The sequence below is a fragment of the Ottowia massiliensis genome (genome assembly GCF_900240305.1).
Classification (GTDB): Bacteria; Pseudomonadota; Gammaproteobacteria; order Burkholderiales; family Burkholderiaceae_C; genus Ottowia; species Ottowia massiliensis.
Genome location: NZ_LT964854.1, coordinates 2,328,909 through 2,353,033, shown reverse-complemented (window position 1 = coordinate 2,353,033; position 24,125 = coordinate 2,328,909). Strand labels below are relative to the sequence as shown.

16 protein-coding genes are annotated in these 24,125 nt (G+C 56.8%); 14 read left to right on the top strand and 2 right to left on the bottom strand.

Annotated features, from left to right (window positions below):
* Window positions 1–210: 210 nt before the first annotated feature.
* The 10 genes from C1720_RS10490 (at window position 211) to C1720_RS10430 (ending at window position 19,366) form a co-directional block, all read left to right on the top strand.
* The gene (locus C1720_RS10490) at window positions 211–1,515 is read left to right on the top strand and encodes a branched-chain amino acid ABC transporter substrate-binding protein (protein ID WP_102284159.1); all 1,305 of its coding nucleotides are present in this window, start codon (window positions 211–213) and stop codon (window positions 1,513–1,515) included.
* Window positions 1,516–1,644: 129 nt separating this feature from the next.
* Window positions 1,645–6,564, top strand: a complete 4,920-nt coding sequence (locus C1720_RS14515) for a carboxypeptidase regulatory-like domain-containing protein (RefSeq protein WP_158241708.1) — start codon at window positions 1,645–1,647, stop codon at window positions 6,562–6,564.
* Window positions 6,561–9,899 (top strand): transglutaminase-like domain-containing protein, encoded by a 3,339-nt coding sequence (locus C1720_RS10470; protein ID WP_102284158.1) that lies wholly within the window; start codon window positions 6,561–6,563, stop codon window positions 9,897–9,899. Before C1720_RS14515 ends, C1720_RS10470 begins: the two co-directional genes overlap by 4 nt.
* 458 nt (window positions 9,900–10,357) lie before the next feature.
* Window positions 10,358–11,287 carry a hypothetical protein gene (locus C1720_RS10465; protein ID WP_146006988.1) on the top strand — a complete coding sequence of 310 codons (930 nt, stop codon included), beginning with the start codon at window positions 10,358–10,360 and terminating at the stop codon, window positions 11,285–11,287.
* Between the two features lie 1,346 nt (window positions 11,288–12,633).
* Window positions 12,634–13,623, top strand: coding sequence for a hypothetical protein (locus C1720_RS10455; RefSeq protein WP_102284155.1), 990 nt, complete (start codon window positions 12,634–12,636; stop codon window positions 13,621–13,623).
* Window positions 13,624–14,460: 837 nt separating this feature from the next.
* Entirely contained in the window at window positions 14,461–14,982 is a 522-nt protein-coding gene (locus tag C1720_RS10445) for a hypothetical protein (protein WP_102284154.1), read from the top strand.
* Between the two features lie 285 nt (window positions 14,983–15,267).
* On the top strand, window positions 15,268–15,639 hold the full coding sequence (locus tag C1720_RS10440; protein WP_102284153.1) for a hypothetical protein: 372 nt from the start codon (window positions 15,268–15,270) through the stop codon (window positions 15,637–15,639).
* Between the two features lie 1,127 nt (window positions 15,640–16,766).
* The gene (locus C1720_RS13195; RefSeq protein ID WP_146006987.1) at window positions 16,767–17,192 is read left to right on the top strand and encodes a hypothetical protein; all 426 of its coding nucleotides are present in this window, start codon (window positions 16,767–16,769) and stop codon (window positions 17,190–17,192) included.
* A 12-nt stretch (window positions 17,193–17,204) separates the two neighbouring features.
* The gene (locus tag C1720_RS13190) at window positions 17,205–17,594 is read left to right on the top strand and encodes a hypothetical protein (protein ID WP_146006986.1); all 390 of its coding nucleotides are present in this window, start codon (window positions 17,205–17,207) and stop codon (window positions 17,592–17,594) included.
* 518 nt (window positions 17,595–18,112) lie between these two features.
* Window positions 18,113–19,366 carry an MFS transporter gene (locus C1720_RS10430; protein WP_102284151.1) on the top strand — a complete coding sequence of 418 codons (1,254 nt, stop codon included), beginning with the start codon at window positions 18,113–18,115 and terminating at the stop codon, window positions 19,364–19,366.
* 225 nt (window positions 19,367–19,591) lie between these two features.
* Here the strand turns inward: C1720_RS10430 and hpnD are convergent, their stop codons facing one another.
* On the bottom strand, window positions 19,592–20,434 hold the full coding sequence (hpnD, locus tag C1720_RS10425; RefSeq protein WP_050714421.1) for a presqualene diphosphate synthase HpnD: 843 nt from the start codon (window positions 20,432–20,434) through the stop codon (window positions 19,592–19,594).
* A 178-nt stretch (window positions 20,435–20,612) separates the two neighbouring features.
* On the opposite strand from hpnD, the gene pssA reads away from it, so the two are divergent.
* Window positions 20,613–21,539, top strand: a complete 927-nt coding sequence (gene pssA / locus C1720_RS10420) for a CDP-diacylglycerol--serine O-phosphatidyltransferase (protein WP_102284150.1) — start codon at window positions 20,613–20,615, stop codon at window positions 21,537–21,539.
* 58 nt (window positions 21,540–21,597) lie between these two features.
* The gene (locus tag C1720_RS10415; protein ID WP_050714422.1) at window positions 21,598–22,074 is read left to right on the top strand and encodes a VOC family protein; all 477 of its coding nucleotides are present in this window, start codon (window positions 21,598–21,600) and stop codon (window positions 22,072–22,074) included.
* Between the two features lie 170 nt (window positions 22,075–22,244).
* Here C1720_RS10415 and C1720_RS10410 read toward each other — a convergent pair whose 3' ends face one another.
* A complete protein-coding gene (locus C1720_RS10410) occupies window positions 22,245–22,796 on the bottom strand; it encodes a hypothetical protein (RefSeq protein ID WP_102284629.1) in 552 nt (183 codons plus the stop codon).
* Window positions 22,797–23,100: 304 nt separating this feature from the next.
* Here C1720_RS10410 and C1720_RS10405 point away from each other — a divergent pair, with 304 nt between their 5' ends.
* Entirely contained in the window at window positions 23,101–23,799 is a 699-nt protein-coding gene (locus C1720_RS10405; protein WP_050716325.1) for an RnfABCDGE type electron transport complex subunit B, read from the top strand.
* Between the two features lie 35 nt (window positions 23,800–23,834).
* Window positions 23,835–24,071, top strand: a complete 237-nt coding sequence (locus tag C1720_RS10400) for a DUF3460 family protein (RefSeq protein ID WP_050714423.1) — start codon at window positions 23,835–23,837, stop codon at window positions 24,069–24,071.
* Window positions 24,072–24,125 lie beyond the last annotated feature (54 nt).

Here is a 24,125-nt window from a genome sequence, read left to right as displayed (position 1 = left end):
GCCGCCCTTTGCGGCAAGCCATGAGCAAGTCTTGACAAGCGCTCTTGATCATCAGAAACAGGAGCAAATTCAGGGGCATGAAACAGGCTCTCGCGCCTGTTCCACTAGGACCCATTGCTACAGAAAGAGAAGCTAAATAATGGCAAGCGTTCTGCCCCGCTCATCCAGCGCCTAGCATTCCCGTTTTTTCACCATCCAAGGAGCACCCCCATGACGCATCCCCCCCGCCGCGCCCTGCTGCAAAACCTGCTGGCTCTGGCCGCCTGCGCCGCCCTGCCTGGCGCGGCTCTGGCCGCTGAAGCGGCCCCTGTTCAACCCGCTGGCAAGCCCGCGCCCGTGCAGGTGGCCTTCATCGAAGCCCTGTCCGGCCCCTTTGCCAACACGGGCGAATCCGTCTGGCGCAACCTGCTCATGGCCAGCGAGCGCGTCAATGCCCGTGGCGGCGCGCAAATCGAACTGCGCCGCTACGACAACAAAGGCCAGGTGGATGAATCGCTGGCCGCCTTGCGTGCGGCCATTGACCACGGCGCGCGCGTGGTGCTGCAAGGCAACTCATCGGCCGTGGCCGCCGCGCTGGTAGATGCCATCAACAAACACAACCGCCGCGAGCCAGAGCGGCAAGTGCTGTTTCTCAACTACTCGGCCATCGACCCGGCCCTGACCAACGAGCGTTGCAGCCCCTGGCATTTCCGCTTTGACGCGCATGCCGACATGCGCATGGCCGCGCTCATGCAAGTCATCAAAGAAGACAAAGACCTCAAGCGCATCTACCTCATCGGGCAGGACTACAGCTTTGGCCAGGCCGTGCTGCGCGAAGCGCGCCGCCAGCTCGAAAAAGAGCGGCCCGGCGTGCAAATCGTGGGCGACGAACTCCACCCCGTGGGCCGCGTGAAAGACTTCGCCCCCTACGCCGCCAAAATCAAAAACAGCGGCGCGCAAGCCGTGCTCACCGGTAACTGGGGCAATGACCTCACCCTGCTCGTCAAGGCCGTGCGCGAAGCAGGCTTTGACGGGCGCTTCTACACCTTCTACGGCAACGCCCTGGGCGCGCCCGCCGCCATTGGCGAAGCGGGCATAGGCAAGGTTTTTGCCGTGGCCGACTGGATGCCCAACGTGCCCGCGCCCGAAAGCGCCGCCTTCTACAAGGCCTTCCGCGAGCGTTTCCCCAAACCCGAAGACGACTACGTGCACCTGCGCCAGCAACTGCTCATTGAAGCGCTGGCGCAAGCCATCGACGCCGCCAGCAAGCGCCCCGGCGGCCCCACCGCCGCCAATATCGCCGCCAGCCTTGAAAACGCCAAAGTGCAACTGGCCGGCCGCAGCGGCCACATGCGCGCGCAAGACCACCAGTTCCAGCAAAACCTCGTTGTCGGCGTGATGGACAAGCAAGGCGCGCCCGGCGTGCCTTTTGACGTGGAAGGCAGCGGCTACGGCTTTCGCATCGTGCGCGACATCCCCGCCAGCGAAGCCGAAATGCCCACCACCTGCGCCATGCAGCGGCCCTGGCAGCCGTAAAAACGGCGGATTGCGTGAATTCGTTCACGCAATCCGCTGCTTGCTTGCGCGCGTGCCATGTGTCTTCATTACTGAATTCGTTTATTCTGTATCCATTCGTCAGAAACAACTCTTATACAGGGAACAGAAATGCAGTGGTTCAGGGCACAGGGCGGCCAATCCGCACGTCACAGCTTGGTATGCCTGCTCATGCTGCTGTTCATGGCCTGCCAGGCCGTGGCGCAAGGCGGGCCAGACCCCGCGCTACAAAAAGGCCAGCAATGGCTGCAAGCCCAGACCAAGCCCGATGGCAGCCTGGCGAGCGAATCCGCTTCGCCTGCGCTGCCCGCGCAATCGCGCCATGAAACGATTGCCGCGCTCAAGGCGCTGAACGCCAGCGTGCCTGCCACCTTGATTACAGGCATGGACGGCTTCACGGCCCCCGCCACCCGCTACCTTGCCCAGCGCGCCCTTACGCGCCAGCAGGCAGGCGCGGACGATGCCAGTCTGCTGGACGCACTGGCCGCGCTGCAAAACCCCAATGGCAGCTTTGGCGCCGCACAGGGCCTGCCCGGCAACGCGCTGGACACGGCCTGGGCCTTGCGCGCCCTGGCCGCCAGCCGCGCCAGCGCCCAGGCCACACTCAAGGCGCTGCAATGGCTGGCCAGCGCCCAGCACGCTGACGGCTCCTGGCCCCTCGCGCCAGATGGCGACGCCACCATCACCACCGCCCTTGCCGCCCAGGCCCTGCTGCCTTGGCGGCAACAGCCCGCTGCGCAGGCCGCCCTTGCCAAAGCGCGCGCCTGGCTCACTGCTCAGCGCAATCCGCAACAAGCCTGGAGCAGCGATCTGCATACCGCCCAGGCCCTGCTGGCCGTGCTGCCGGGGCTGGACACGGCAGCAGCCATGCAGCCCGCCCTCACGGCACTGAAACAGGCCCAGCGGCCTGATGGCAGCTGGGAGGGCGATCCACACCTGACAGCGCTGGCTCTGCGCGCGCTGCGGCTGGCCGCGCAACCCGCCACCAATCCTGATCTGGCCAGCGTGCGGGGGCAGGTGGTGGATGAAGCGGGGCAGCCCCTTGCCAGCGCCACTGCACGCCTGTTGCAGGCGGGCCTGCAAACGGCGGCGGACGCGCAGGGGCGCTTCAGCTTTGAGCGCCTGGCCGCTGGCGCCTGGCAGCTGGAAATACAAGCCAGCGGCTTTCGTCCACTGATAACACCCTTGCAACTGCAACCCGGCCAGCAGCTGGATCTGGGCGCCATCCGCATGACAGCAAGCAGCAGCGGCAACGCCAGCGCCGGGGTTACCTTGAAAGGAGTTGCGCGGCAGTTCAATGGCACAAACTATTACGCCGTTTCTTCTGCCGTCATTGAAGTGGCCGGACAAAAAGCGCGCACCAATGGCAACGGCCAGTACCAACTGAATGACCTGCCGGCAGGCACGCTGGAAATTACGGCGGCTTTTTCCAACTTTCCTGCCGTCACGGCCTCGCTCAACGCCGTGGCTGGGCAGGTAATTGAATTCAACCCGGTTTTCCGCAAGCCGGAATTGCTGGTCACCGTGCTCGATGCCGACTCCGGCCAGCCCCTGCAAGGCGCCAGCGTCTTCTTCCAGGGGCGCACCGCTTACACCAGCTCAAACGGCCAGGCGACGGCCTTGATGGTGGACGTAGCGGGCGACAACCGCATCACCATCACGCACGCCAATGCCTATGAGCGGCTTGTGGTGCCGCTGGAAATGCCCCCCAAAAGCATGCGCACCGAACTGACCGTTTCCCTGCGCAAGGCCATTGCAGGAAAGGTGGTTTTCAAAGGCGTCGTCACGGATGCCGGCACGCAGCAGCCCCTGGCAGGCGTTTCCGTGCGGCTGGAGCGCAGCACGTGGCAGACCCAGACCAACGCTCAGGGCGAATACGAATTTGCCAGCCACGCCATTGCCGGAAACAAAACCGCTGTTTTTGAAAAAGCGGGCTATCAGACCCACAGCCAGGAGGTGCAAATACAAGGTGGCGCCACCACTGTTTTCAACGTGGCGCTCAAGCCCGAATCCGCTTCATCCGGCCCGGCCCGGCTGGAAGTGAGCGTGCAGGCACGCGGCCTGGGCACACCGCTGGCAGGCGCCGAAATCATCCTCACCGGCGCGAACCAGCGCACCGCGCAAACGGGAGCAGACGGCCGCGCCAGCGTGGAAAACCTCGCGCCCGGCAGCACGCAAATCCAGATTTCGGCGGCGGGGCACGAATCGGCTGTGGCTTCCGTCCATGTTGAGCCGGGACGGCGCTACGAATTGCCCGTGGAGCTGCTGCCGCAAGCCAACCCTCAGCACAGGCTCTACGGGCAGGTGGTCGATGCCGTCAGCCAGCAACCCGTGGCGGGCGCGAAAGTGGCGCTCACGGGCGCAGGCGCCGTCACCACGGCGGCCAACGGCGCTTACGAGTTCGCCAGTGTTCTGCCAGGTGACGCGCAGCTTGAAGTCACGCGCGACGGCTACGCTGCCTACCGCCAAACGCTGCGCCTGACGGGCACAACCGAGGCGCGTATTCCCCTCACGCCCCTCTCGCAGCCCGGAGCCATCCGATGGGACGTTTCCGGCGCCGTCGTGGACGCTGACACCCTGGAGCCACTGGCTGGCGCACAACTGGTTCTGGAAGAAGTCTCCCTGGGCACTGCTGTACTGCGCCGCCAGACAGGCGCCACCCAAGCCGATGGCCGCTTTGCCTTCAACGGCCTGACGCAAACCAACGCCCGCGTGCTGGTGAGCCTGACTGGCTATGACTCCGCGCTATTGCCTTTTGCCTACCAGGGCGTGGCCTCGCAAGCGCTAGACACCATCAAGCTTAAGCGCAGCTACAACGCGGCCCTGCCTGACCTGATGGTCAGCCGCGCCGACCGCTCGGCGCTGACAATGGATGACCACACCTTCCGCGCCAGCGGCACTCTTTCAGCCACCGTCACCAACAACAGCAATTACGACGCGGGCGGTTTTGACGTCATCGCCTTCATCGACGCCAACGGCAACCAGGCTTGGGACGCAGGCGAAGACACCCTGCTGGGCCGCGAGCGCGTAGCCGCGCTGGCACAGCAGCAATCGCAAAGCGTGACGTTCCGGATCCGCAATGAGGAGCTGCCCTTCCGTGATGCGCCCATTTACGTCATGGCCGACAGCGGGCTGGAAGTCATTGAAAACATCGAAGGCAACAACACCCTGCGCGTGGGCGTGACCTGCGCGGGCGGCGGCAGCGTGCAGGACGTGGGCGTGTGCATTGACACCTCCGGCAGCGTCAGCCACCTCTACAACCTGGAGATGGAAGGCGTCATCAAGGCGGTCGAAAACCCCAACATCATTCCGCATGACGGCTCCATCCGCTTCATGCTAGGCACTGATCAGGAGATGTACTACGGCAACGGCATTCCGCTGCATGAGGCGCAAATCATCACGCCTGCCGTGCTGCCGCAGCTCATCAAGAACTTGAAAGACAAGCGCAACTACGGCGGCTACAGCTCCGGCCCGACCTGCGTGCGGCGCATGTCCGAATACATGAAAACGCTGCCTCAGATCGCCTCCAGCAGAACCGTTATTACCGTGGGCGACGGATATTGGGAAGGCATTCCCAAGGCTCTTTCCGAGCTGTCCAAAACGGTGGCCAATGGCGTAAGCCGCGTGGACGTTATCGGCATTGGCACCGTCAATCTGCCCGAGCTGGAAGCCAACGCCTGGCCCAAGCCCGCCAACAGCCAGCATGGCGGCAAGGTCACCGTGGCCTACAGCGCGGGCGAAGTGGCTGCCGCCATGGCGCAGGCGCTGGGTACTGCCGCTCAAACGGTGGATCTGACGCTGGGACGCCTGCGCCTGATCGACCAGGGCGCGGGCCAGCCCGTGCGGCTGGCGGCGCGCGTGGGCAACGCGGGCAGCCCGGCGCAAGCCAGCGCCGTGCGCTTCTACCAAGGCACGCGCCTGCTGGGTGAAGTGGCCTTGCCAGCGCTCGGAACAGGCGAATGGCTGGATGTGGCGCTGCCCGCTGCCGCCCTGCAAGGCAACGATCCGCTGATAGCCGTGGTGGATGAAGCGCGCGCCAACGCCGAATGCAACGTAGCCAACAACCGTCAGCAAATCACCCCTGACGCAGCCGCCAATGCGCTGGCAGCGCTGCATGTGAGCACCGACCAGCCCGCCTACGGCCCCAATGCCCCCGTGAGCCTGAATGCCGCCGCCACCAACCAGGGCAGCCTGCCCGCTGACTTTGAACTGCAACTGAGCATTGAAGACAGCCAAGGCGCCGAAGTGGCCCGCTTCACCCGCCAGCCGCTGGGCACGCTGGCCGCCAGCGCTGCAAAAAGCGCCACTCAGCCCTGGAACACCGGCCTGACCCTGACTGGCAACTACACCTTGCGCGGCCAGTTGTTTGACGCCGCAGGCCGGCTCGCTGCGCAAGACAGCGCGGCGTTTGCCATCGTCGCGGGCGGCGCGGCGCGCCCCACGGCCAGCCTCGCCGTCGCCACCGACAAAGCTGTTTACGCGCCTGATGACGCTGTGTTCATCGCCAACGTGGCCGCCAGTCTGGCCGCCAACGCCATCATTGACGACGCCAGCGTGCAGCTCACGGTGCGTGGCCCGCAAGGCAGCGTGGTCTTCACCCACAGCCATGCACTGGGCCAGCTGGCCCCGCGCGCCCTGCGCGAATTGCAGGCAGCCCAGAAACTGCGCAATGCCCCCGAAGGCATCTACACCGTGCAGGCCAGCCTCATCGGCAGCGGCCACAACCTCAAGCGCCAGACAGCCCGCAAGACCTACGACACCGGCGTGACCCTGGCCACCGCAACGGCGCAATACACGGTGCAGAAAAACACCGCAACGCCAACGCCAACGCCAACGCCAACGCCGACACCGACACCGACGCCCAGCCCGTCAGGCCGCATCGCTGCCGTGCCCGCCAGCAGTCCGGCCGCGCTGGCGCTGCTTGCCGCAGCTGTGGCCCTGACCGCGCGCCGCCGCAAAAACGGCGCCATTCGCCGCGCCGCCCATCACCCCTGCCATCTTGACCACGCCACACAGGAGACCCAGCCATGACCGCCCGCTTTCTGCTCCATTCGCTGCAAACGGGCGCACGCCGCCAGCTTTTAGTGCAGCACGGCGGCCTGGACCGCCCTGCCTTCTGCGGCCTGGGCGGGCGCGCCTTGCGGCTTGTGTCCTGGCTGGTCATTGCCGCCTTGCTGAACACCAGCTTCGCGCCGCTGGCGCGCGCCATGCAGCATCAAAAACAGCTGGCCGCTGCACAGGCCGCTGAAGACAGCGCCGCTTCCGACGAACAGCGCTACGCCCAGGCCCTGCAAGCCATTGAACAGGCGCTGCAAAACGAAAACCAGGGCAGCGCCAAAGCCATGTCCGCCGCAGCCCTGGCCAGCGCGCAAACCCTGCAAACCTACGCCGAGGGCATCCGGCAGCAATCGCAGCAGCTGCGCCAACAGTGGCAAGCCGCAGGCGTGGAGGCTGCCATCCTTGAAAGGCAAGCGGCTCTTGAGCAGCAGTTTCTTGACAAGCACCATCGTCTGATGGCCCTGCTTGAAGCCGCGCAAGGCTCCGCAGCCAAAAGCAGCGCCAGCGCCCAGGCATCCGCCCGCCGCGCCCTGCAACAGTTTCTGGCAGACAACGCCCCGCGCCCGGCCCCCTCGCTCATTGATTGGCAGCGCCTGCCCTGGCAAGTGCAAAAACCCCTTGAAGCCCGGCCCGCCGAAAGCGAAGCCGCCCTGCAACAAAAGCTCGGCCTGCCGCAAGCCAAAGCCGCCAGCGCCGCCACGGCTGCCGACACGGCCTTCACGCCGGAAGCGCCCGACAGCCCCGAAATCCGCCAGCTGGCCCAAAAGCTGGAGCGCAACCCTTTGAAGATTTACCAGTGGGTGCATGACCACATTCACTACACGCCCACCCAGGGCAGCGTGCAAGGCGCGGCCGACACCCTGGACAAAAAGGCGGGCAACGCCACAGACACCGCCAGCTTGCTCATTGCCTTGCTGCGCAGCAGCGGTATCGCCGCCCGCTATGTCTATGGCACGGTGGATATTCCGCTGGCGCAAGCGCAGAACTGGGCCGGGGGCCTGAAAACGCCTGAAGCCCTGCAACAAATCCTGGGCCAGGGCGGCATTGCCAACACCCTGCTGGTCAAAGGCGGCCAACCCGTGGCCATTCGCATGGAGCACGTGTGGGCCGAAGCCTTCATTCAGTACCACCCCGGCTGGGGCGCGCGCCATGTGCCCGGCCAGAGCACACCCGACGCCTGGATTCCCATGGACGCCAGCTTCAAGCAATACACCTACAGCGACGGCATGGATCTTCAGCAGGCCGTGCCGCTGGATGCGGCCGCCCTGATCAGCGCCGCCGGGCAAGGCGCGCAAGNCCGCTACCCACCCGACGCCTGGATTCCCATGGACGCCAGCTTCAAGCAATACACCTACAGCGACGGCATGGATCTTCAGCAGGCCGTGCCGCTGGATGCGGCCGCCCTGATCAGCGCCGCCGGGCAAGGCGCGCAAGTCAATGAGGCCGAGGGCTGGGTGCAGCACTTGAACACCGCTGCCTTGCAAGGCCAGCTCAGCGCTTATCAGCAAAGGCTCAAAGCCTATATCGACCGCCAAAACGGCGGCCAAAGCACTGTCGGCCAGGTGCTGGGCCAGCGCGCGGCGCAAATCGATCCCCTGCCCTTTTTTGCCGCTACGCTGCCTTATGAAGTCAAGGCCCGAAGCCAGTCTTTCGGCGCCATTCCTGACAGCCTCAAGGCCAGGTTCAGATACGCCATCTATCCCGACAAGCAAAGCGCCGTGCTCGAGGGCAGCCCCATCTTGCAATTTGAAGCGGACACGGCCAGTCTGGCGGGCAAGAAGCTGACGCTGGCCTGGGTGGCGGCCAGCGATGCCGATCAGCGGGCCATTGAGGCGCTGATTCCCCAGGCGCGCCCCGGACAGACGCTCAAGCCGCAAGATTTGCCCAGAGGGCTGCCCGCCAGCATCAGCCTGAAGCCGCAGATTTTGGTGGAGGGCGCTGTCAAGGCCGAAGGCAGCGCCTTGAGAGCGGGCAGCGAGCCGGTCGGCGCCGGGGCCTTTACCCAGTACGGCAGCCGCCAATGGGATGAAACGTATGACCAGCTCATCGCCGGGCAGCAAACGGCATTGGGGCTGAGTATTCAGGGCATCAGCCAGGCGCAGATGGAAAGGCTCAAGGCCCGGATGGAAGAAACCAAACAGACGCTGGAGCGCGCGCAGGCTGCGCCCGATAGCCAGCGCGAGCAGATCCTGAAGGGCATCACCGGAGACATGCTCACGGGGGACATGCTCACGGCTACGGTGTGGGGCTACTTTGCCAGTTTGCAAAGCCAGGGGCTGATTGCCGCATCACAGGCGCAAATGGTGGATGCGCCCGCCTTGAGCTATGGGCTGTTTCATGCGCAAGTCAAACCCAACAAGCTGTATGGCCTTGTCAACCGGGGCGTCACGTTTCAGGGCTTGAATATGGACATAGGCCACTTGCGGCATATTCGATGGGTTAAAGACGATGATCCCAAGAGCCAGATCAACGACAAACCTGAACTGAAGCAGAACAACAAAAGCGCGGCGCAAAACCGCTGGATTGCCTACAACAAGATGAGAGGCCAATACGCCAGTGCAATGGAGCATGCGGCGCCTGAAGCGTTCTGGGTGGATAAAACGAAGTGCAGCCATACGGATGAAAACGGGCGAATCCAGAACCCGACATTAAATCCGTGTGCGGAAGGCATCTCGGCAGTGAAAGCCATCGCCATTGCCCAAAGCGAAGGGCAGAAGATTTACACGATCAACAAACAGAATGCGCAGACGGCGCTGCAAAAGTTGCCCATAGGCGGAGAAGTGGGCAGTGAAATCAGGAATGCCGTCAATGCCGGCAAGGAAGTGACCGTGCGTGAGAAGAGCATCAACAAGCACGGGTGGAAGGGGTTTGGATATATTGTGATTGATCCGGAGACGGGGGCCGGGGTTTATATCATTGAGGGGAGTGGGAATGGGGGAATATTTTTAGCAATTGGCTACGTGTATGGTTTCGCTCTTGGCTATACCATGCTTGGGCTTGATGCCGCCATTGCTTCAAAAGCCTCGTCTGCCTTTATAGTTCCCATACTGGAGGCGCTTGCTCTTGAGCTGGCGTCAATCGCAGTAATATGGCAGGCTTATGGGGCATTGTATGGCGATAAAGCTCAACAATGTTTTGTCACTGGTATTGGCTTAGGTTTAATAAGCGCAAATGTTACAATGGCAATACTAGAGTATTTATCAAAAGCGCCTCTCCCAGGAGGAACAATTAGGGTGGCACTTCTTTCTGCAATAATTGGCGTGACTGCTCTAGATACGCCAACAGAGAGATTAAGAAATTGTTTTTGATGAGTACGCCATGAACAATCTATGGAATTCAGATAACCATTCGATAAATATAGTATTATTAATCCTCTTCCACATATGCATATTTATAATAACCTCTTCTATTACTGCATACGAAACCACTAAAGATATCAAAAAAGCGTTATTGGAACCCTCTCAGGAGCAAAAATCTCCCTTATTTGGAAAGGCTGTCATCTTAATCAGTTCGATTAGCATTCTTTTTGGTATTGACATTAATATTAGTTATGAAAGCGAGATCTTATTTGCACTATTTTTCTGTCTTGTTATTATAAGCAGCAATATAGATAGAATGTACTTTGATATTAAGATATTTTTAACTGGTCAAATTATTCTTGTTGCATTTATTGGTTGCATATTGTTTGCGGATTTATTAATGTAGTTTCAATGTAGAATTTTATGTGCTCATAAATCATCGGGGCGTCACGTTTCAGGGCCTGAACATGGACATAGGCCACTTGCGGCATATTCGATGGGTTAAAGACGATGATCCCAAGAGCCAGATCAACGACAAGCCCGAGCTGAAGCAGAACAACAAAAGCGCGGCGCAAAACCGCTGGATTGCCTACAACAGGATGAGAGGCCAATACGCCAGTGCAATGGAGCATGCGGCGCCGGAGGCGTTCTGGGTGGATAAAATGAAGTGCAGCCATACGGATGAAAACGGGCGAATCCAGAATCCGACATTAAATCCGTGTGCGGAAGCCATCTCGGCAGTGAAAGCCATTGCCATTGCCCAAAGCGAAGGGCAGAAGATTTACACGATCAACAAGGCCAACGCGCAGACGGCGCTGGCGAAACTGCCCATAGGCGGAGAAGTGGGTAGTGAAATCAGGAATGCCGTCAATGCCAGCAAGGAGGTGACCGTGCATGAGAAAAGCATCAACAAGCAAGGATGGAAGGGGTTTGGCTATATTGTTATTGATCCGGAAACCGGAGCGCGGGCTTATTTGATTGAGGGGAGCGGGAATGGGGCTGTAGCCTTTCTTTTAGGAGTGGGGGCGAGCGCTGTAATCTTGACCCTCTTGTATGATGCTGCCGCTGCAATAATGACAGGTCCAATAGGAATTGCTTCAATAGCAATAACCTTGGCCATAATTGTTCCTATCCTGACCGTATATGTCGCTTCACTAGCGTCATGGTTACATAGCGGCAGTGCAGCAGATCAAACTACAAAAATTAAATGTTTCACAGGCGGACTAGGGTATATGCTTTCCGCATATGGCGTCTTTGCTGCATTTGGCATTGGAGAAATCGCAGGGAAATTAACGGGAATAACTTTCAGTATACTGGGAATAAGTTTGGATACTTTGGGAGGAGATACGCCACTTCAATGTCTTTTTAATAAGGATCCTTTGGAGATAGGCGGATGAAGCTGCTTGCATATATCATCTATCATGCGACATTGGATGTACTCTTTTTCAGTCAGTTTCTCTTGAAGCGGACGTCCGCGTCAAGAAGATCAAAGCCTGATCTTACGATCAAGTTGATTAAACAGATATTGACGGCTATCTTTAGAGAACCTGTTATTCAATTATGTTTATTGGCTTGTTGTATTGATTATATTATATACACGAAATACATTATTGACAAACCAGTAATTATCTATTTCTTATACGTATTGACGCTTGCATGTATTATATTTTGGGCGCTAATAAAAAAGATGATGAAAGCTTTCATTTTTATATTGTTGTCGCATTCGTTCGCGGTATTGCTTTGCCTGTGTAATATGCAAATATCGGCGGCGATGAATCTATCGATCGTATTGTTTGTTCTCATTTTTTTACGCTTGTTTGATTCGCCCTTAATAATATTTAATAACAAGATCGAAAGCTTGTAATAAGCGGCCGCCACAGCGCTGACGAAGCTGACCATAGATAGGGAGATTGCTTGTAAGATTAAAATGCTGTCAATGTAAGAAAAGAAGTGATCTCGCATGAGGAAAGCAAAGCAGCAATAGGCATAGATGGAAGGGGTTGGGCTACATCGTCATTGAGCAGGATACGGGCCTTATCTGATAGAAGGGAGTGGAAACGGTGGCATCCTATTCACCATTTTCACGCATGCACTATTATTTTTCTTATGGTTCTTGGTAATCATGGGGATGTCATCGCTATTTATATTGATTGGTGGAGCCATCTTAACATTTGTCTCGTTCGGCATTCCGATGCTTGGAGTTGCATTTGCAGGATTGAGTTTGGCTGGCAAGATCGATGTAATTGGACTTGGGATATAGACATACTCGCACTTCTTCTTGGAGGGGTGTTACAGGGCAATTGGCAAATTTATTGGAAACATATTGCCCGGATTCGCATCTCTGCGGTCCGCAAAAGATTTATCGGCGGCCATGGCTCTATTGTTTACAGGCACCGCAAAAGATATATACCAATCCTTCATTGAGGGGTGCTAGCATGTCAACGAGAGAACACATAATTAATCAAATGAAAGGAAAGTGGCATATTGACGCCATATTATTCCTATACGCTGAATCCGCATTGTCTGCAGCTATCTTCTGGAAGTTAGACAACAGCTACTATGTTATCTGGCAATGTATTTTTATAACACTAATGGGGTACATTGTTGAGGCATTCAAAAAATATGTTGATTCCGATTTTTATGAATTTTATACAATGTCCAATAAAAGAGCATTGCTTATATATGGTTTAGGCTTTTTTCTTGTAATTATTGATTGACTTAAATATAAAGGCTCAAGGCCCGGATGGAAGAAACCAAACAGACGCTGGAGCGCGCGCAGGCTGCGCCCGATAGCCAGCGCGAGCAGATCCTGAAGGGCATCACCGGAGACAAGCTCACGGGGGACATGCTCACGGCCACGGTGTGGGGCTACTTTGCCAGTTTGCAAAGCCAGGGGCTGATTGCCGCATCACAGGCGCAAATGGTGGATGCGCCCGCCTTGAGCTATGGGCTGTTTCATGCGCAAGTCAAACCCAACAAGCTGTATGGCCTTGTCAACCGGGGCGTCACGTTTCAGGGCTTGAATATGGACATAGGCCACTTGCGGCATGTGCGCTGGGTGAAAGATGATGATCCAAAGAGCCAGATCAACAAGGACCCCAATCTCGCCCAAAACGGCAAAACAGCCGCGCAAAACCGCTGGATTGCCTACAACAGGATGAGAGGCCAATACGCCAGTGCAATGGAGCATGCGGCGCCGGAGGCGTTCTGGGTGGATAAAACAAAGTGCAGCCATACGGATGAAAACGGGCGAATCCAGAACCCGACATTAAATCCGTGTGCGGAAGCCATCTCGGCAGTGAAAGCCATTGCCATTGCCCAAAGCGAAGGGCAGAAGATTTACACGATCAACAAGGCCAACGCGCAGACGGCGCTGGCTAAACTGCCCATAGGCGGAGAAGTGGGCAGTGAAATCAGGAATGCCGGCAAGGAAGTGACCGTGCATGAGAAGAGCATCAACAAGCACGGATGGAAGGGGTTTGGCTATATTGTTATTGATCCGGAGACGGGGGCCGGGGCTTATTTGATTGAGGGGGGCGGTAATGGATGTGTAATTTTTGCCATCATATTTGCAATCGTGGTAGCTACAATAATTTTAGCAGTGTTTGCCCCATTGCTAATAACTATATTTTCTGCCATTGCCGCAGTCACAGGGATCTTCACAGCAGCTGCTATATCTGTTATCCTTTCTGGACTGGCATTATGGATAAGCGCAGAAAAAAAATCTCAATGATAATCCTTGCGCGCAAATGCTCTTTCAAACATTGGCCACATCAATGATTACGCTTCCAGTCGGAGTGACTGCCAAGGTTGCCAAGCAGATACTTAGTTTAGTCCATCTGGAAGGCGCTTTTTGGGGAACAACTGTTGGTGCTGCATCAGGCGCGAAAGCCTGCTTCGCTTCTTGAGGTGTAAAATGGCTAAAGATATGCTTGATATCATAACCTTGGCGTCCTTTTTACTTGTCTTCTACTTTGCCAAGTTGAAAAATCACAAACTCTCCATAGTATTATCAATATTGGTTATTGGAAGTTATTCGTTATTTTTGTTGGTATTCGTAGGATATTACAACGAAAAATTATTCATCAAACTGATGTATATATTATTAATGGCCTTCTCATATCATATAATGCGAATTAACAAGAATTAATGAGCACATGTATGCTATGTGCCTGAAGAATTTTATTCGTGATATTATAGGCTAGGAGGCGAGGTTTATTTCTTTTGAGTGCCTGCTTGGATATATCTCTAACATTTGGCACCATATACGCTCTTGGTTATACTATGGTGAACAAGGCATGGAAAATTACTGGCGAGAGCGGCAGTAGCGCCTTGGATTCCAAACAAGTTTTACCTGACCTAGCATCAATGAGTGTTCAGACATTGTCCAAGTTGCAGCAATTACGTCCTTATGGAGTGAGTAAGATCTGAAATATCGATGCGGTTTCGTCGCAACAAATGTATAAAAGGGTAATGCTTTCGCATTGATGTCGATAATCTTTATGGAACGAATTTCAAGCAATAATCATGTCTAAACATAATACTCAGATTGGGAAAATAAAAAAACTGCATGGAAAAAGAAAGGAGTAGGCTACATTTTATCATCAGGAATGCCGTCAATGCTGGCAAGGAAGTGACCGTGCATGAGAAAAGCATCAACAAGCACGGGTGGAAGGGGTTCGGGTATATTGTTATTGATCCGGAAACCGGGGCCGGGGCTTATATCATAGAAGGGAGTGGGAATGGGGGATGGCTTGCTTTGGCAAATAATTACCTGGTTTTGTATAGCCTAATGGCTTGGGAAAAAATTCGCCAAGACAGGATCACCCTACAATCCATCACAGGCCAGCTTAATGCCAACTATCGGGAAGCTGAGCATTTCTTATATGCACTTCAGCATCTTACGCCTGAACAAGGATGGCTTGTTAATGCAATAGCTACAGAGGGATATTGGATTGTGAAAGCGTTGTCCAACCTAATACTCCAGGGATATTCGCCATTCAGAGGTAGTCCGGTGACTTGGGATCAGCTGATTGCCGGCCTATATGGTGGATATTGTGCAAATTTTGGATGTGCAGGGATTCGTCAATGAAAAGAGTTTGGGTATTTCTTTTGATATTTCTATTCGCTGTTTATTTGGTCTATCAGATCAAATCAGAACATGATGAAATCAGGGAGATTTGCAGCAATTCGTTAGAATTAAAAATATCAGAACTAAGTGTCCGATCAAGCAATAAGAATCTAAAATTTTCATTTAGCGATGGTACAGGTTTGATCTATGGATCAAAAACGTTTGGTCGGGTTGCGTGTTTAATAAAATATGATCTAGACGTAGTTACGAGCGCAGAATTTAGCGTTGTTGATTGAGAGTCTGGCTATGGACATAGGCCACTTGCGGCATGTGCGCTGGGTGAAAGATGATGATCCCAAGAGTCAGATCAACGACAAGCCCGAGCTGAAGCAGAACAACAAAAGCGCTGCGCAAAACCGCTGGATTGCCTACAACAAGATGAGAGGCCAATACGCCAGCGCAATGGAGCATGCGGCGCCGGAGGCGTTCTGGGTGGATAAAACGAAGTGCAGCCATGCGGATGAAAACAGGCGAATCCAGATCCCGACATTAAATCCGTACGCGGAAGGCATATCCGCCGTAAAGGCTATTGCCATCGCACAAGCTGAAGGACAGAAGATTTACACGATCAACAAGGCCAACGCGCAGATGGCGCGGCAAAAGTTGCCCACATTGTGATATCTATGTATATTGCGGCAATTCTGACACCAATAACAGCACCATATTTGCGCTAATCGGCATAACTTTGGCGGCGCCTGTTATATCCACTTGGCTTTTAATGGCGGTCACCGCCATCACACTTATCGTGACAGAGCTAGCCTATCATTTTGACGAACCAAATGAAAGGTTTGAGCCTAATGAGCGATTCATGACAGCAATGACCTTTTTACCAAGTTTGGGATCTAGAGGAGTATTCTCTGGTTTCTTATAAGAAGCATCCTTTTCCTGAAAGGCTAATTATGACTTTACTGAAGATATTAGGTTGGGTCAGCGTTTTCCTATTTTTTATTTGGGTAGTCGCAAAAAAAATCAGTCTGCCAAAAACAAATGGGGAGATATCTTATGAGAAGTCGCCGTTCACATGGTGGTTTATTATCGTATCACTAATAGCCATGCAGATTATTATGATGTATCAGTCATTCCGATAGCGGCATTTAGACGCCATGTGCTTTGATGAGTTGATTACCAACTACAAGACAACCTATCTCAAACATCATGTCTCAACATGGCATTGCGCACAACTTTCTCTATGAACAGACACATGCAAGCACTGAACATCTTATTAATTATAATATTTATCCTTGGCGTAATCATAGACACATACGCAACCCATAAAACCAAAAAATATAGTTGGCATTTCATGTCTTTTCTATGTTTTTTACTGGTTTTCATAATATCAATCGCATTTTATTCGAAAGAAGATTTTGTTTTTTACTTGGGAACCTCTGCATCTATTGTTTGCGCAATTACATCGGGATATAAATTGTTTAGAAAACATGGTCATAAGCATAGCGAAATAAATCATGTAGTCTGAGATTAATTGAAAATTTCTCCACTGGATTTGCTTTTCAGTCCATTGTTCATGATGAGAAAATATATTACATTCACTGCATGGGTATATGGATAGTGACAAATATGTACCCATATTTCAACGAAATATATTCGTAGCAACTATTTATGCAACATCTCTGGTGTCCTTAAAAAATCGGAAATATCGATGCGGTTTCGTCGCAACAAATGTATAAAAAGACATGCTTTCGCATTGATGTCGATAATCTTTATGGAACGAATTTCAAGCAATAATCATGTCTAAACATACTACTCAGATTGAGAAAATAAAAAGGCTGCATGGAAAAAGAAAGGAGCAGGCTATATTTTATCTATGGGAGCATCTGCGGGATGAACCTCTTGATAGCAACGACATTTCATACATAAGAAATAATATTTTATCATTGTATCCGAGCCTAAATTTTGACCAAAAACACGCTGCTCTCCAGGTTTTATTAAGACTTCATTGCGCTGACAGCGTTGTTGAAAGTTTGGTTTTTGATTATTTAGGTCAAGTCTATGAAAAATATACCGGAATAGCTTTTCTTATGTCAAACTATCTTTACGTTATGAATGGTTTTAGACAAGAAAATGGGACTATTGATATTGGTCCCTGGGAACTGGACAAAACTTTTGCGGAAGTGCGTAAAAGGCTGAAAGAAGGCAATTCACCTTATCTTTGAAATATTGCCGCCTTGCCACTCAAAGAAGGTTTGCCTGCTGATGACTTCAATCATGCCACCATGAACAGCAGTGCGAGAAAAAGGCTTCGCCTCATTTCGTTGCGGGAGAATGATCCCGCAATCAAGGCCGGATTCACCAAGACTGTCAATGCTGCATCACCAGCCTCTTGCCACATCAAAAGCAGGAGCAAATTCAACCCTATTAAAAAGCCATTTGTCGCAGTAAGTACGGGGACTTCATGCTATCAATCAAGGAGCAAATCAGACTGCTTCTTTGAACCTTGTTTACCTTGCATCTGTTACGCGTCCGGCATGCTGGATTCAATAGTGCTTGGTGTCATTCAACATGGTTTAGCTAGTTTGAGTATTGTTCAATTTATTTTGCTGTTGGGCGTGCAATGATCTTCCACTTGCAGTTTCCATATGGATTCATGTTATTTCATGATTCCACGGAGATTCCATTCATCCGTTTTAAGATGGCAGGAGGTGATTGTTGCGGACAATTTGCTTGCTTATTATGAATGCGGATTGGGTTTCGTGCGGCAGAGAGAAAACTTGTTTTCCTGTGCCGTTCGCCAGTTTTATCTGCTGCATAGCTGCTTCCAGCGGTCGTGAATAAAATCTGGAAGATGCGTAATTCAATGAATGGATCGCATATCAAGACAACTAAGACCTCGGGAAAAGCACGCCGCGCAGCAGCATGGCTGCGCGCTGCGCTTATGGGGCCGCGAGTCAGTCCACCAAGGCATGCGCGAAACCGGGTGAGGGCGCCGGGGCCGTTGGCAAGACCCATTTCCAGAAAATGAATGGCTCGTGTGGTCTGGTAGGGTCAGGGGTTGCGGTTATCGTTTCAGGCATGAATGGGAGCGATGCCGCTTGGCCAGGCGCTTTCGTCTGAGACTGTTTTTTCAGGAGATGTCATGAGCAGTATTTCCCTTGTATCTGTTCCTGCGGCGGCGCCCGTGTCGCGCAACCGCCTGTTGCTGACTTCCGGCCTGGGCTGGATGTTTGACGCGCTGGACGTGGGGCTGCTGGCCTTTGTGCTGGCTGCCTTGCAGGCTGCCTGGGGGCTGAGCCGCGCGGAGATGGGCTGGCTGGGCGCGGTCAATTCCATAGGCATGGCCGTGGGCGCGGTGGCGTTCGGGCTGATGGCTGACCGCGTGGGGCGCAAGCGCGTGTTCATTGCCACGCTGCTGCTGTTTGCTGCGGCCAGCGGCTTGTCGGCGCTGTGCGTGTCGCTGGCGGCGCTGATGGCGTTGCGCTTTTTCATTGGCATGGGGCTGGGCGGCGAGTTGCCGGTGGCAGCCACTTATGTGGCCGAACGCGTGCCTGCCCATGAGCGCGGCCGCGTGGTGGTTTTGCTGGAGAGTTTCTGGGCCGCAGGCTGGCTGCTGGCGGCGCTAATCGCCTATTTCGTGATGCCCCTGTTCGCGGCTGACATGGGCTGGCGCGTGGCCTTGCTGCTGGGGGCGCTGCCTGCTTTTTATGCGCTGTACCTGCGCCGCAAGCTGCCAGCGGACGCGCCAGCTGGCGCCGCCCAGCGCTTGCCGTGGCTGCGGCGCTTGGCGGCCCTGTGGTCGGCGCCGCATCGCCGCGCCACGCTCATGCTGTGGGTGCTGTGGTTCACGGTGGTGCTGTCGTACTACGGCATGTTCCTGTGGCTGCCCAGCGTGATGGTGAGCAAGGGTTTTGAACTCATTCAGAGCTTTGAATACGTGTTGCTGATGACGCTGGCGCAGTTGCCAGGCTATTTCAGCGCGGCCTGGCTGATTGAGCGCATGGGCCGCAAGTTCGTGCTGGTGGGCTACCTGATGGGCACAGCGGGCAGCGCCTGGGCTTTTGGCAACGCTGGCTACGATGCGACGCTGCTGTTTTCAGGCGCGATGCTGTCTTTCTTCAACCTGGGCGCGTGGGGCGCTTTGTATGCCTACACGCCTGAGAACTATCCCGCCGCCATTCGCGCCAGCGGCGCAGGCGCAGCGGCAGCTGTTGGCCGCATGGGCGGCGTGCTGGGGCCGCTGGCCATTCCCGTGCTGGGCGGCTGGGGCTGGAGCACAAGCGCCATCTTCACGTTCTTCGCCCTCACCATTGCCACCGGCGCGCTGGCCGTGGCTTTTCTGGGGCGTGAGACGCAGGGGCTGACGCTGGATGCGCCTGAAGGCCAGCAGCCCTGAGAGCCAGTCCCAAAAATCATCCCGGAAGCCTGACCGTGCGCCGAATGCAAACGATCTTCGCGAATGCTTCGGCTGAAGAGGGCCGTGACCTCGTAGCCCTGGCTCAGTCTTCTCGATTGACTCAGCCAAGCAAAGGCTCTCTCCTCAATTCAGCGTTTGAGCAATACCTTGAAGATGTGTTGCTGGCAGCGCTTGATCTCCTGCATGTTCCAGCCGAACATGCTCTCAGAACCGCCCCAGCGCCTGCATCTTCCAGGCCAGCCAGAGCTTGCGCAGGGGCGTGAGGCTGATGCGCTGGTGCAGCACCTGGAAGTTTTCGGCCTGCACTTCGTCCAGCAAGGTGCGGTAGATGCTGGCCATCATCAGGCCGGGCTTTTGGGCGCGGCGGTCGGCGTCGGGCAGCAGGGCCAGGGCCTCGTCGTAGCAGCGGCGGGCGCGGTCGGCCTGAAATTGCATGAGCGCCACAAAGCGCGGCGAGTGCGCGCGGTTGGTGATTTCGTGCGCTTTCACATCGAACTGCTGAAGCTCGTTGATGGGCAGGTAGATGCGGCCGCGCATGGCGTCGTCGCCCACGTCGCGAATGATGTTGGTCAGTTGCAGCGCCAGGCCCAGCTTGTGCGCGTAGGCGGTGGTGGCCTCTTGCGTCTGGCCGAAGATGCGGGCGGCCACTTCGCCCACCACGCCCGCCACCAGGTGGCAGTAGCGCTCCAGCGCGGGAAAGTCCAGATAGCGCGTTTGCGTCAAATCCATCTCGCAGCCTTCAATCACGGCCAGCAGGTGGCGGCTTTCGATGCCGTAGGCGGCGGCGTGGGGCATGAGCGCCTGCATGGCCGGGTGCGTGGCCTGGCCCGCGAAGGCGCGCGCCACTTCGCCGCGCCACCAGGCCAGCTTGCTGGCGGCCACGCCCGCGTCGCTGACTTCATCCACCACGTCATCGACTTCGCGGCAGAAGGCGTAGAACGCGGTGATGGCCGCACGCCGGGGCGGCGGCAGAAACAAAAAGGCGTAATAGAAGCTGCTGCCAGAGGCGGCGGCCTTTTGCTGAACGTACTCTTGCGGGGTGCTCATGGGCGGCGGCTCGTGGGCGGCTTGTGGGAAGGGGCGGATTCTTGCATTCGGCGCCAGTCCTTTTGGCGAAGGCGGTTTTCCGCTCGCTACACTGGCTGGCTTGCCGGGTGGGCAGCGCAGGCGTTCGCGCTGGCGCAAGCCTGCCTGGCGAGATTCCCAGAGACAAGGCCGCCCCAGCATGCAAGATTCGCAAACGCCTGAAAACCGCCCGCATTCCCCTGCGCCTTTTCCGGCGTCTCCGCCAGCGCCCAGCCCGGCGCCTGCCGCACCAGCGGGCGTGCGCCGCCTGCGCAAGGGCATCTACATCGTGCCCAACTCCATCACGCTGGCGGCGCTGTTTTGCGGCTTTTACGCCATCGTCATGGCCATCAACGGACGCTTTGACTACGCCACCACCAGCATCTTCGCCGCCATGATTCTGGACGGCATGGATGGGCGCGCCGCCCGCATGATGCACGCGCAAAGCGCCTTTGGCGAGCAAATGGATTCGCTGTGCGACATGGTCAGCTTCGGCGTGGCTCCTGCGCTGGTGGCCTACGAATGGGCGCTGCGCCCGCTGGGGCGCTGGGGCTGGATCGCCGCCTTCGTGTACTGCGCGTGCGCGGCGCTGCGGCTGGCGCGCTTTAACGTCAATACGGCGGTGGTAGACAAGCGCTATTTCCAGGGCCTGCCCTCGCCCGCCGCCGCCGCGCTGGTGGGCGGCTTCATCTGGCTGACCAGCGCCATGCTGCTGGCGCACAAGGATGTGCCCATCTTCCGCAGCCTGTTCACCCTGCTGGGCGGCGCGCCGCTGGAGCGCGGCGATCTCTCCTGGACGCTCTTTGGCATCACCTTGCTGGCAGGGCTGACCATGGTGACCAACATTCCCTACTACAGCTTCAAGGATCTGGGCGGACGCCGCAGCATGCCTTTCGTGATGCTGGTGCTGGTGGCGCTGCTGCTGGCCGTCATCAGCATCGAACCGGCCACCATGCTGTTTTTGCTCTTCGTCGGCTACGCGCTCTCGGGCTACCTGATTTACGCCTGGCGCAAAGCCACAGGGCAGCACGCCAGCATCGTGAGCACCTCGACCGAAGAACCGGACGAACAGGGCCTGCACCGCTGAAGCCCCCTTTTTTCCGCGCTGCGGCGCGCCACTCAAGCCACTTCAAGGAGACAAACACATGACCTCGCCACGCCCCTTCAAGGTTCTGGGCATTCAGCAAATCGCCATTGGCGGCCCCAGCAAGCAGCGCCTGCAACAACTGTGGGTGCACATGCTGGGCCTGCAAGTCACAGGCACGTTCAAAAGCGAGCGCGAGAACGTGGATGAAGACATCTGCGCCATGGGCAGCGGCCCCTTCAAGGTGGAAGTTGATCTGATGCAGCCGCTGGACGAGCATAAAAAACCCGCCGTTCATGCCACCCCGCTCAACCACGTGGGGCTGTGGATTGACGACTTGCCCAAGGCCGTGGAATGGCTCACGGCGCAAGGCGTGCGCTTTGCGCCCGGCGGCATCCGCAAAGGCGCGGCGGGCTACGACATCACCTTTTTGCACCCCAAGGCCAGCGAGGAATTTCCCATTGCCGGCGAAGGCGTGCTGATCGAGCTGGTTCAGGCCCCGCCCGAAGTGGTGGCAGCGTTTGCCAAGCTGGCCTGAACGGCGTTTTCAGGCCAGCGCAGCGCCTGCCCGTTTGACTTGAAAACAGGAGCAAATTCAGCGGGGTGAAAAAGCCGTCTCGCGCAGGCTTCACTAGGACATCATGCTCCTGAAACAAGAGCGTCAATCACCCTGCTGGATCTGTCTTCGGCCCTGTTTGGGGCGTGTTTTCAGAAGCTGTAATTGAGCTGGAACATCAAGGCAGATTTGCCCAGCACATTCACCTGGGCGCCAATGTGCGGGGTGAAGTTGTAGCCCACCGCCGGAATGATGGTGACAGCCCAGCCGCTGGAAGTGTTCAGCGGAATCTTGCGGTGAAAGGGCTTTTTGTAGCCGTGCAGCACGCCGCCCGTGAGCTTGAAAAACACGCCGGGCGCGGCGCGCAGGGGCGTGAAGCGCCAGCCGTAGTACAGATATTGGCTGGGCTGGCCAAATGAATTGCTGAACAGGGCCAGCCCTGCCACGCTGCGGCCCGCCAGCCGTTTTTCAGCCTGCACCAGCCAGACGTAGGAGTGTTTGACGTCTGGCTCGAATTCGTGCTTTTTCTTCGCTTCCGAAAAATGGTAGGTGTAAGGGGCGTAGCCGAAAGTCCAGCCCGAAAAAATGGAATCGGAATGGGAGCCGGGGGCGGCTTCAGGAGCGGCGGAGGCGGCCAGCGCCAGGGCGGGCGCGGCCAGCCACAGCCCCAAGGCCGCCTGCGCGAATTTCGATTTGAGGTTCATTGCCAGTTTCATCGGCCAGCTTTTCGTGTTTGAAGGCTCTTTCAGGCCAGCCGCAATCGTGAAAAGCGGGGGATTATCCACGGCGCTTCGCTGTGCGCGCGGCATGAAAAAGCGCCAAATTGCATCCATGAATGGCCATTCGTGAATGGGCGCATTCGTGCATGCCATGCGCAATACCCGCAATCATTTCATGCAGCCCGCGCGAAAACCCCGCAAGACCGGCGCCTGCGTGGCCGCAGGCAAAATCCGCCATCCGGAAACCGCCACGGAAACTTCCGCGCCCCTTCCCACGAACGCTCGCCTGATGCCTACGCCTGCCGAACTTGCCGCCGCCGTGCTCGACGCCCTGCCGCAAACGCAGTGCCGCCGCTGCGGCTATGACGATTGCGCGGCCTACGCCTACGCCATTGCCCATGAGGGCGCGCCCATCAACCAGTGTTCGCCGGGCGGGCAGGAAGGCATCGTGCGGCTGGCGGCGCTCACGGGGCGGCCCGCCGTGCCGCTCAACCCTGAAAACGGCAGCGAAGCGCCGCGCCAGGTGGCGGTGATTGATGAAGACTGGTGCATCGGCTGCACGCTGTGCGTGAAAGCCTGCCCGGTGGACTGCATCGTGGGCGGCAGCAAACGCATGCACACCGTGATCGAGGCCGACTGCACCGGCTGCGGCCTGTGCGTGAGCGCCTGCCCGGTGGACTGCATTGCCATGCAAGACGTAACGGCCCCGCTCACGGGCTGGCAGGCCTGGTCGCCCGCACAGGCGGCGAAGGCGCGCGCCGAATACGCCGCCACGCAGGCGCGCCGCCAGCGCGGCGCACAGGCGCAGGCCAGCCGGCTCCAGGCCCAGTCGCCTGAGAAGTTGGCTGTTTCGCCGCCAGCATCGCCCGCGTCCGCATCGCCCTTGTCTCCATCGCCTTCAACCGCATCGCCCGATGCCCGCCGCGCCATCATTGAAGCGGCCATGGCGCGCGCCCGGGCCGCCGCTGCCGCTGCGGCCCTGAAATAATCCTTTCTTTTCCCACGTTCCGAAACGCCTGAAACATGCCGATCGCCAACTTCTTCCGCCGCCCGCACTACACGTCAGACGCCACGCAGTTCCTGAACGAACTCAAGGCCCAGCGCCCCTGGCTGGATGCCGCCCAGCAACAGGGCCGCGCCTTGTTGTGGGACAAGGAGATTGACCGCCAGCAGCAGGCCGATATGCGCGCGGGCCGCGTGGCCCAGCCCAGCTACGTGTACTACCCGATGGGCAATTTCGGCAAAAGCAGGCAAGGCTGAAATAGCGGGCAATTCGCGCGCCCCTGGCTGTTCTCAAGCCGGAGGCCCTGACGC

Bases quoted from the DNA above. Each gene is read 5' to 3' on its own strand.
- hpnD (WP_050714421.1), bottom strand. From the start codon at position 20,434: ATGAGCACCCCGCAAGAGTACGTTCAGCAAAAGGCCGCCGCCTCTGGC.
- C1720_RS10410 (WP_102284629.1), bottom strand. From the start codon at position 22,796: ATGAACCTCAAATCGAAATTCGCGCAGGCGGCCTTGGGGCTGTGGCTG.
- C1720_RS10405 (WP_050716325.1), top strand. From the start codon at position 23,101: ATGCCTACGCCTGCCGAACTTGCCGCCGCCGTGCTCGACGCCCTGCCG.
- C1720_RS10400 (WP_050714423.1), top strand. From the start codon at position 23,835: ATGCCGATCGCCAACTTCTTCCGCCGCCCGCACTACACGTCAGACGCC.
- C1720_RS10465 (WP_146006988.1), top strand. From the start codon at position 10,358: ATGGACATAGGCCACTTGCGGCATATTCGATGGGTTAAAGACGATGAT.
- C1720_RS10415 (WP_050714422.1), top strand. From the start codon at position 21,598: ATGACCTCGCCACGCCCCTTCAAGGTTCTGGGCATTCAGCAAATCGCC.
- C1720_RS14515 (WP_158241708.1), top strand. From the start codon at position 1,645: ATGCAGTGGTTCAGGGCACAGGGCGGCCAATCCGCACGTCACAGCTTG.
- C1720_RS13195 (WP_146006987.1), top strand. From the start codon at position 16,767: ATGTCTAAACATACTACTCAGATTGAGAAAATAAAAAGGCTGCATGGA.
- C1720_RS10455 (WP_102284155.1), top strand. From the start codon at position 12,634: ATGGAAGAAACCAAACAGACGCTGGAGCGCGCGCAGGCTGCGCCCGAT.
- C1720_RS10430 (WP_102284151.1), top strand. From the start codon at position 18,113: ATGAGCAGTATTTCCCTTGTATCTGTTCCTGCGGCGGCGCCCGTGTCG.
- C1720_RS10490 (WP_102284159.1), top strand. From the start codon at position 211: ATGACGCATCCCCCCCGCCGCGCCCTGCTGCAAAACCTGCTGGCTCTG.
- pssA (WP_102284150.1), top strand. From the start codon at position 20,613: ATGCAAGATTCGCAAACGCCTGAAAACCGCCCGCATTCCCCTGCGCCT.
- C1720_RS10445 (WP_102284154.1), top strand. From the start codon at position 14,461: ATGGAAAAAGAAAGGAGTAGGCTACATTTTATCATCAGGAATGCCGTC.
- C1720_RS10440 (WP_102284153.1), top strand. From the start codon at position 15,268: ATGGACATAGGCCACTTGCGGCATGTGCGCTGGGTGAAAGATGATGAT.